Consider the following 9,352-nt stretch of genomic DNA (forward strand, 5'->3'; position numbering starts at 1 on the left):
ACGTGGGAGCGGTGGTTGCCGGTCCCACGGACCCAATTACCCTGTCAGACCCCCCTGTTCGGGGCTGTGCGGACCTTCCGTACTCTTCGCACTGTCCCGTTCGCGGGGAAGTCCTCCTGTCAAAGCCCCCACGGAAGACGAGAGTTCAGCTGATGACCGACAGCGCGGTGGCCGAACTGTGCCGCCTCACCGTACGTGCGCCGAGCGTCTCCGTCGATCTGGCCGTCCCCGCCGACGTGCCGGTCGCCGATCTGCTGCCCACGCTGCTGCGTTATGTCGGCGAGGAGGCCGAGGAGGCGGGACTCGACCACGCGGGCTGGGCGCTCCAGCGGCTGGGCGACGCACCCCTCGACGAGGAGACGACCCTCGCCAGGGCCGGCCTCGCCGACGGGGAGGTGCTCTATCTGCGCCCCCACACCGAGGCCTTGCCCGAGGCCCGGCTCGACGACCTTGTGGACGGGATAGCCGACACCGCCGGCCGCAAGCTGCACACCTGGCACCCTGAGGCGGCCCGCGGACTGCTGGTGGGCGCCACGGTGGCGACCGTCATGGCGGCCCTGGTGCTGGTGTTCTGGCCGGGAGCGGCCGGCTCCGGCTCCGTCAGGGCCGCCTGCTCCGCCGTGGCGGGCCTCCTGCTGCTCGCGGGCGCGGGCACCGCCAGCCGCGCGGTCGGGGACCGGCTGTCCGCGACCGCGCTCGGCCTGCTGGTCGCGCCCTGCCTGGCGCTGGCCGGCTGGGTCCTGCCCGGCGGTGATCTGACCGGCCCGGACGCGGCGCAGGTCGTGGGCGCGCGGCTGCTCGCGGCGGGTGCGGCCGGCGCGGGCGGCGCCGTCCTCGCGCTGGCCGCCACCGCGGTCGGCGCCCCGGCCCTGCTGGGCACCGCCGTCGTGTCGGTGGCCCTCGCGACCTCCGGCGCCCTGATCGGCTACACGGACCTGCGCGTGCCGGCCGCGGTGGCCCTGGTCGCCGCGGTGTTCGTGCTGGCGGCCGGGGCGGTGGCACCGTTCGCCTTCAAGCTGGCCGGGATGCGGATGCCCGCCCTGCCCTCCTCCGCCAGCCAGCTGCAGGAAGGCATCGAGCCCTACGCGGGCGGCGACGTCGCCGAACGCACCGAGCTGGCGGGACGCTGGGTCACCGCGCTGTTCGCCGTCACCGGCGTCATCGCGGCGGCAGCCCTGGTCGTCCTCGCCGAGCGCCCGAACCTGCCCGAGGTCCTGACGGCGCTCGCGCTGAGCCTGCTGCTGCTCCTGCACTCCCGGGGCCTGGTGCACATCGGCCAGCGGCTGACCCTCGCCGTGCCCGGCATCTGGGGTCTGCTGCTACTCGCACGCAGCTGGGCGGTGGACAGCGAGGGCGACGGGCGCCTGGTGGTCTTCGCGGTCCTGCTCGGCGTGGCCGCCGCGCTGGTGATCGCCGCCTGGACGGTGCCCGGCCGCCGGATGCTGCCCTACTGGGGCCGGGCCGCGGAGGTGGCGCACACCGGGATCGCGGTGGCGCTGCTGCCGCTCAGCCTGTGGGTCGCGGGCCTCTTCGGCTGGCTGCGCGGCCTGTTCGGCTGAGGCCCACCGCACCCCGGCACGCGAACGACAAGGAGAGGCCGTGCAGTCCAAACGCGACCAGGTACACGCCCACACCTTCATGATGGGCAGGCTCAGTTCGGGCCTGCTGATGGCCGACCCGGACGCTCCGGAGAGCCCGCTGGGACGTACCACGCGCGGCGTGGTCTTCGGCGTGCTCGTCACCGTCCTGGTCGGGGCCGGCGCCACCGTCTACGGCCTGCTGCGTCCCGGCGGCAACGACGCCTGGCGCGACGACGCGCACCTCGTGGTCAACCGCGACACCGGCGCGCGCTACCTGTGGACCAACACCGACGGTGTCCTGCACCCGGTGCGCAACTACGCCTCCGCCCGGCTCATCGGCGGCGCCGACCTGGAGTCCGTGGACGTCTCCTCGGCGTCGCTGAGCGACGTCCCGGTGGGCGCCCCCGCAGGCATTCCGGGCGCCCCCGACGCCGTGCCCGAGCCCGGCCGGCTCGACGACGGTGCCTGGCACATGTGCGTCACGGGCCCGGACGGCGCGCTGCCGGACACCTCCGGCGCCGCAGTGAGCACGGGCGTGGAGGAGGCGGGAGCGACCACTCTGGTGGCCGGTGCGCCGCTGGACACCAGCGGCATCGGCGGCGATCGCGGAGTGCTGGTCGAGGGGCCGGACGGCACCGAGTACCTGGTCTGGCGGGGGAGCCGGCTGCCGTTGGACCGCGCGTCGGACGCCCGCAACGCCCTCGGCTACGGCTCCGTGCGGCCGATGCCCGTCTCGGCGGCCTTCCTCGACGCACTGGCCCCCGGCCCCGTCCTGAAGCCGCCCGCGGTCGAGGGACGCGGTGACACCGGGCCCGAACTCGGCGGGCAGGCCACTCGCGTCGGCCAGCTGTTCAAGATCAGCGTCCCCGGCGGCGACAGTACCTACCACCTGCTGCGCAAGGACGGTCTGGTGCCGCTGACCCGGCTGGGCGCCGCCCTGGTCCTGGGCGACCCGGCCACCCAGAAGGACGCCTACCAGGGGCGCTCGCCCGAGGTGCGTACGGTCGGCGCCGACGCGCTGCGCGAACACCGGGCCACGGCGCAGGGCGCCGCCTCACCGGAGCTGCCCGACGCACCACCCGTCCCGCGGTCCGTACCGCGCGGCACCGCGCTGTGCGCACAGGTCGACGGCGACGACGGCGGCGTCCGCATCAGATCGGTGCTCGTGCCGCTGACCCACCTGGCCCCGGTCGCGGTGTCGGAGGGCACCGCACAGCCGCTGAAGCCGGCCTGCGTCCCGACCGACGCCACGGTGGTCCGGCCCGGCCGGGGCGCCCTGGTGCGCGCCCTCAACGCCAGTGGCGCCGCCCACGCCGGGACGAGCTACCTGGTGGCGGAGAACGGCGTCAAGTACCGCGTCCCGTCCAAGAAGGCACTGGCCGCGCTCGGCTACGAGGCCGGAGACATCGCCTCCGTCCCGGCGCCGCTGCTCGCGGCTCTCCCGACCGGGGCGGACCTCGACGCGTCCGCCGCGTCGGGCGTCGTCGAACCCACGGTGACCGCCCCGCGGTGCGTCCCGGCCCCGGAACGGAAGCCGGCCGCGGCGAGCGCCATCGGGGACAAGGCGGACACCACGCGCTGATCACGGCAAGCAGAGCATTCGGTGCCGATGAAAGGAAAAGGGCGGGGCCGACAGAAGTATTGAGCCAAAGTCGTCGTCAACGGTGTGAAGTTCGTCCCAGCCATCGGGGAACGGCCTGCGGCGGAAACCTCAAAGAAAGCTCAGATATTCACGGCCGACGGTGCCCGCGGAATCCCGGGGAAGCGCCTGCAATGCCGGATACGGCTCTTCGCGAAGCCCGTTCGGCTTCCTCCGGTGCCCGCTTCACGCCCGCCTCGCGTCTCCCGCCCGGGGGCCGCGGGCCGGGCCCTCGAGAGGCTTGTTCATATCGCTGAAACCTGACCTCAACTCCCTTGCCACGCAAGAATTCTGAGACAGACCGACCGAAGCTCAAATCTTCCCTGTGCGCGTTGCGCGGAACACCGGCTTCTCTTTAGCCTCAGCGGGCAACCGCGTGACGAGACAGGGCTGAACGAAGGGAGCGCGACATGGCGGACAGCGCCGCGAGGAGAGCGGACTATGCCAAGGGCTTGGGGGGTGTCTCCTCGCTGGAGTCGGCCCGGAACCAGGTCGAGAAGATCCAGAACAACGTCGCCGAGATCGCCGCGCGTTCGGGCGTCGGCGGCGACGAGGGCCAGGCCCTGCTGAAGCTCTTCCGCAGCTGGAACGCCGAGGCGCAGAAGGTCGTCATCCAGATCAGCAAGATGGTCGACGCGCTCCAGGAGAACGTCACCTCCGCCAACCGTCTGGCGCAGGAGAACCAGGACCTGACCGAGGTCCTCAACAGCAAGACCAGCCAGGGCGTCTTCGAAGCGCTGCGCTGACCCGACCGGCAGCACCGGCCCCGTCACGGCGAGGCCGGACCCCCGCGAGCTTCCCGGGCCGGCGCCCGGCCGTACGAGAGGAGACGTCATGGCCGACGGCATCATCGACGTGCAGTACCCCGTGGTCCGCAACGCCATCGAGGAGTTGATGGCGCAGACCCAGCAGATCATCACGACCCTCAACAACCTGGAGGACGAGCTCAAGCCGCTCGTCGCCTCCTGGGAGGGCTCCGACCAGGAGACCTACCGCCAGGTCCAGGCCGAGTGGGACCAGGCCACCAAGAACATGGCCCAGCTCCTTGGCGACAACGGCGAGCTGATCCAGACGATCCACGACAACCACTCCCGTGACGAGCGCAGGAGCGCCGACAACTGGGGGAACGTGCGGGCCCGTTAGGGCACCGCCGGAGCTTCCTCCCCGTCGAGGGTCCGGCGGCGCGGCCCGGCCGTCGTCCGTGAAGGGGGCGCCTGCCGGGCCCCCGTGTCCCCGTCCCGCACCAAGCCTCAGGAGTACGTCCCATGGCCGGTGAGAAGGCCGACGTCAAGCACTTCGACCTCAAGCAGATGGAGAACTTCCGGGACAACGAGGTACAGCCGGTCCACACCGCCGCCAAGAAGCACAAGGAGGAGGGCGACGGGACCCACATCCGTCCGCTCGGCCACCTGATCGACGGGCACACCACGCCGGACAACCTCGCCCAGGACAAGCAACTCCTGCGTATCGGCAGGATGGTGACCGAGCCGCTGGTCTCGGGGCCGAAGCTGATCGAGGACATCCGCACCGCGGCCGAGGCCATCGACAAACTGCTCGGCGACCAGATGGACCTCTTCAAGGAGTTGAAGGAGGCCCTCACCGAGACGATCGAGGAGGCCAACAAGACCAAGGACAAGAACCTCGACGCGATCGACGCCCAGACACTCCTCCAGACCTTCGACGAGGTCGACACCCTCACCGCCGGCGGCACCGGCGACCCGGACGAAGAGTCCTGACCCGACCGAACAGAAAGGGCGCCACCGGTGGCAGATCGGTACGATCCCAACTCCGTCGCCAATCTGGACAAGTTCGACAACGCCGGCGACCCGTCGACCGACACCTGGGCCACCCTGGTCACCCACATCACCGGCTATCCGGTTCCCGACCGCGCCACCATCTTCGACTCCCTGCGCTCCGAGCACGGCGGCAAGCTGTTCCGGATGGACATCAAGGAGCGCAGCCTCAGCCTGCTCGTCAAGGACTCCGGATTCCTGACGAACAAGGGCGAGGACTACGACATCTGGTTCTTCGACAGCGGCAAGAAGCGCTCCATCATGCAGGCCCGGATCGTCTTCGAGGGCCGGGTGAAGGCGGGCGAGGAGATCATCTTCGCGAGTCCGGGATCGGACAACGTCCGCGACGCGCAGGTCCGTGAGGGCAACGAGTTCACGGACTACAACAAGGACAAGATGAGCACCATCCCGCTCGCCCGGTACATGAACGGGCCGCGGGCGGCGCTCCTCGCCCTCCTGGGCGGCAACACCGCGGACGCCCGGTTCAGCAACCTGGGCGTGCCCGGGGCCGACGTCGTGGACCTGAACTCCTTCAACACCACCGGGGAGTCCTTCGACTTCGCCGCCAAGTTCTTCAGGGACCACGCGGTCGTGCTGAAGGACTGGGAGGACCGCTTCGGCCGAGACGACGCGAGCTGGAAGGGCGAGGCCGCGGAGGTCTTCCGCAGCCTGCTGAAGAAGATCCGCGAGAACTACGACAGTTACGTCGAGACCTTCGACGAGAGCCCCACGGCCGGCGACGGGACGGTCAGCGGCGGCACCGTGTACTCGCGCGCCCTGTCGCTGGGCCGCAAGTACCTCGAGGACGCCGCGAACAAGCTGCTGGAGGCATGGCTCGCCTGGGCCAAGTCGCCGTACTACGACCCCCACCAGGTCCTGCGGTACGTCCTGGACGACCTCGCCCAGTGGGTGGACGCGAACAACGTGGCCAAGACGGACATCAAGTCCTACACCTCCCGCTACACCACGACGGTCAGCCACAGCCCGCAGGCCGGCTTCACCCAGGTCCACCCCGAGTACGGAGACCTCACCGACATCGCGAACTGGGCGAAGGTCGGTGACGCCGCCGTCAAGATCTGGAGCCAGGGCGTCGACGAGTACCTGGGCAAGCCGGCCGCCGAGGTGCAGTCGAACCTGAACAACCACTTCCTCGACCTGGGCGGCGACTTCTCCGGCAACGTGCCCAAGCCGAAGTCGACGAGCACCGCCTCGGAGGAGTACGAGGAGAGGAAGGCCGAGGAGGAGCGGGAGGAGATCAACCGGCAGAACGAGGAGAACCGCCGGTACCAGGACGAGCTGCGCGCCGAGCAGGAGCGGCAGCGCGAGGAGGACAAGAAGTACCAGGACGAGCTGCGCGAGGAGCAGAACCGCCAGCGGGAGGAGGACAAGAAGTACCAGGACGAGCTGCGCGAGGAGCAGAACCGCCAGCGGGAGGAGGACAAGAAGTACCAGGACGAACTCCGCGAGGAGCAGAACCGACAGCGCGAGGAGGACAAGAAGTACCAGGACGAACTCCGCGAGGAGCAGCGACGCGAGCAGGAGGAGGCCAAGCGCCTGGCCGAGGAGCAGGCCAAGGCCATGGAGGAGAGCCTCGGCGGCCTCAACGACCCCAACGGCGTCAATCAGCAGAACCTCGACGGCCTCGACGACCTGCTGAACCAGAACACCCCGGTCACCGAGAGCCTCGGCGACCTGGGCGACGTGAACGGCCAGGGCGGCGACCAGGAGGCCTTCACGTCCACCCCGCCCCCCGGCATCACCAGCCTGGGCAACCTCGGCGCGGTGAACTCGGGACAGAGCGGCTCGAACAACGCGAACAACGCGAACAATTCGGTCGACGACGTCATCACCGAGAACCTGGGGAACCTCGGCGACCTGAACGCGGGCGGCGGTCCGGTCGAGACGCCCGGCGGCGGCACGACCCAGCTCGACGCCGGCAAGCTCACCACGGACTTCCCGGACGGCAGCAGCACCAGCTTCGACCCGGACAGCGGGGTCCTCACCACCACGCATCCCGACGGCAGCGTCACCACGCAGGACCTCGGCGACGGCACCCGGGTGACCAACCCCGACGGTTCCGTCACCTCCCTCGGTGACGACGGCAAGCTGACCACGACCTTCCCCGACGGCAGCGTCCAGACCGTCGACCCCTCGACCGGGCAGGTCAGCACCACCGACCCCGACGGCACCACGACCACCCAGAACCTCGGCGACCTGGGCGATCTCAACAGCCGCAACGCCGACGCCGACCTGGGCGACATCGACTTCGACCTGCCCACCCAGTCGGAGACCGACCTCGGCGACCTGGGGAACCTCAACAGCGACCGAAGCGGGCTGGAGACCCCGACCGGCGGCAGTACCCAGCTCAGCGACGGGGACATCGCCACCGACTTCCGCGACGGCAGCAGGATCAGCTTCGATCCGGACAGCGGTCTTCTCACCAGTACGGACGCGGACGGCACCACCACGACCACCGACCTCACCCACGGCGCCACGGTGACCAACCCGGACGGCTCACGGACCAGCCTCGACAACGGCATGCTGACCACGGAGTTCCCCGACGGCAGCAAGCAGGTCATCGACCCGGACACCGGCATCGCCACCGTCACCGACCCGCAGGGCAACACCGAGCGCATCGACCTGCACGATCTCGACACGTCCGGCGGCCGGGACACCTCGGACCTCCTCGACGGCCTCGGCGATCTGCCGAGCGGCGGCCTCGACGACACCGGAGGCGGTACCTCCGTCCAGGACCTGTCGCTCTCCGATCTGGGCGTCGGCGGCGGAGCGGGCGACGCGGCACCCGGCGTCGGCATCGGGGAGAGCCACGTCACCGCGGACGGCTCCGGCGGAACAGGAGTCGATCCCCTCTCGGACGGCGCCGCCGACAACGCCGCCACACCCCTCGCCCCGGCCGCCGGAGCACCGGGGGCTCCCGGCATGCCCGGCAGCCCCGGTATGCCGATGGGCGGCATGGGCGCCGGGGGCATGGGGGCAGGCGGCGACAAGGGCAACGGCGAGCGGGTGCGCGCCGTACTGGTCGACGCGGCGGAGGAGAGCGAACGCCGCAACCGCCGCCGGCGCAACCCGTGGAACCGTCAGGAGGACGACGACACCTTCCTCGCTCCCGCGTCCCGTGTGGCGACCACCGGCGGTGACTCCCCCGAGGAGGAGACGCAGCCAGGCCGCGCCAGGGTCACCAGCTCCGAGTACCTGGAGGAGGACACCGACGTGTGGGGCACCGAAGAGGGCGGCACACCCGCCGTCATCGGTCGATGAGTCCCGCCCGAGCGGGGGGCGGGCACCCCAGGAGACGCATCACACCCTGCCCCCGCTTTCGCGGCGGGGGTCTCACCGGGCAAGATCAGCAGGGCAGTTGACGGACCGTCGAGCGGGGCCGGGCGCGCAGGGCGAACCGCCGGGCGCACCCGGCGACCGACGGCGAAGGAAGGAGCGGGCGTGACGGAACCGCTGGAGAAGCGCCTCGAGAAGGCGATGGCCGAGCTCCAGGCCGCCCAGGAGGCGGTGGCACGCACCGAACGCGAGCTGCGGCAGGCGTCGTTCACGGTGCTGTCCTCCGACCGCGCGGTCCGCGCCACGGTCGGCCCGCAGGGCGAGCTGTCCGGGATCGAGTTCCTGGAGAACAAGTACCGCGCCATGTCGCCCCAGGAGCTGGCGGCCAGCGTTCTGGAGGCGGCGAACGCGGCCCGCCTGAAGATGAACCGCCATGTGATGAAGGCGATGGCGCCCTTCACCGAACCCAGCAGCGGCATCCCGGAGCTGAAGGGCTTCGAGGTGGACTGGGAGCGGATCTTCGGCCCCGAGGTGCTGCGTGACGACGACGAGGACACGCCCCGCGACACCGGGGCCACCCCCGCCTGGCGGGACGCCCTCGGCGAGGACGGGGAGGACTGATGGGACAGCGCTACTACGCCGACCCGAACCGTATCGAGGCCCTGGCCAGGCAGCTCGAGGAGATCGGCGCCCTGGCCAAGAACATCACCGAGGAGTTCCTCGACGACCTCGCGCCCACCGTCACCTGGCCCGGAACGGAGGGCGAGTTCGCGGAGAAGGCCAAGCCGCAGGAGCAGAAGGAGCGGCAGACCACCAAGGAGACGATGATGTCCATCCGCGACGCGGTCGTGGGCATCACCGACGCCACGGTCAGCCAGGTCCGGATGATGAAGGACACCCGCGACCGCCACATCGAGAACATCGAGCGGGCCGACAGCCGCATCGAGACCGACGGCCTGAACGGTGACGGCCCGGGCGGGCATGGCCGTCGCTGATCCCCGCACCGCCGGCCGCCTCCGCAGCACCCCGGGAGCGGCCGCTCCGTC

At 70.9% G+C, this 9,352-nt stretch carries 8 protein-coding genes; all 8 read left to right on the forward strand.

The window, feature by feature from the left end:
• The first annotated feature begins 152 nt into the window (after nt 1-152).
• The 8 genes from eccD (at nt 153) to DC008_RS34590 (ending at nt 9,301) form a co-directional block, all read left to right on the forward strand.
• Complete coding sequence (eccD, locus tag DC008_RS34555) at nt 153-1,559, forward strand: type VII secretion integral membrane protein EccD (protein WP_108710401.1); 1,407 nt, start codon at nt 153-155, stop codon at nt 1,557-1,559.
• Nucleotides 1,560-1,599: 40 nt separating this feature from the next.
• Nucleotides 1,600-3,162 carry a type VII secretion protein EccB gene (gene eccB, locus DC008_RS34560; protein ID WP_108710402.1) on the forward strand — a complete coding sequence of 521 codons (1,563 nt, stop codon included), beginning with the start codon at nt 1,600-1,602 and terminating at the stop codon, nt 3,160-3,162.
• A gap of 467 nt (nt 3,163-3,629) precedes the next feature.
• Nucleotides 3,630-3,965, forward strand: coding sequence for a hypothetical protein (locus DC008_RS34565; protein WP_108710403.1), 336 nt, complete (start codon nt 3,630-3,632; stop codon nt 3,963-3,965).
• Nucleotides 3,966-4,053: 88 nt separating this feature from the next.
• Nucleotides 4,054-4,362, forward strand: a complete 309-nt coding sequence (locus tag DC008_RS34570) for a WXG100 family type VII secretion target (protein ID WP_055620471.1) — start codon at nt 4,054-4,056, stop codon at nt 4,360-4,362.
• Between the two features lie 122 nt (nt 4,363-4,484).
• Complete coding sequence (locus tag DC008_RS34575; RefSeq protein WP_108710404.1) at nt 4,485-4,955, forward strand: type VII secretion system-associated protein; 471 nt, start codon at nt 4,485-4,487, stop codon at nt 4,953-4,955.
• 27 nt (nt 4,956-4,982) lie between these two features.
• On the forward strand, nt 4,983-8,291 hold the full coding sequence (locus tag DC008_RS34580; RefSeq protein WP_108710405.1) for an AAWKG family protein: 3,309 nt from the start codon (nt 4,983-4,985) through the stop codon (nt 8,289-8,291).
• 180 nt (nt 8,292-8,471) lie between these two features.
• Nucleotides 8,472-8,927 (forward strand): YbaB/EbfC family nucleoid-associated protein, encoded by a 456-nt coding sequence (locus DC008_RS34585; protein ID WP_108710406.1) that lies wholly within the window; start codon nt 8,472-8,474, stop codon nt 8,925-8,927.
• Entirely contained in the window at nt 8,927-9,301 is a 375-nt protein-coding gene (locus tag DC008_RS34590; RefSeq protein WP_108710407.1) for a hypothetical protein, read from the forward strand. Before DC008_RS34585 ends, DC008_RS34590 begins: the two co-directional genes overlap by 1 nt.
• Nucleotides 9,302-9,352 lie beyond the last annotated feature (51 nt).

Origin of the sequence: Streptomyces nigra (genome assembly GCF_003074055.1) — a bacterium.
In the GTDB taxonomy this organism is placed as follows: domain Bacteria; phylum Actinomycetota; class Actinomycetes; order Streptomycetales; family Streptomycetaceae; genus Streptomyces; species Streptomyces nigra.

What these genes read in the sequence shown, in the direction of transcription:
- eccD (WP_108710401.1), top strand. Translation starts at nt 153, where the DNA reads ATGACCGACAGCGCGGTGGCCGAACTGTGCCGCCTCACCGTACGTGCG.
- DC008_RS34565 (WP_108710403.1), top strand. Translation starts at nt 3,630, where the DNA reads ATGGCGGACAGCGCCGCGAGGAGAGCGGACTATGCCAAGGGCTTGGGG.
- DC008_RS34570 (WP_055620471.1), top strand. Translation starts at nt 4,054, where the DNA reads ATGGCCGACGGCATCATCGACGTGCAGTACCCCGTGGTCCGCAACGCC.
- DC008_RS34575 (WP_108710404.1), top strand. Translation starts at nt 4,485, where the DNA reads ATGGCCGGTGAGAAGGCCGACGTCAAGCACTTCGACCTCAAGCAGATG.
- DC008_RS34590 (WP_108710407.1), top strand. Translation starts at nt 8,927, where the DNA reads ATGGGACAGCGCTACTACGCCGACCCGAACCGTATCGAGGCCCTGGCC.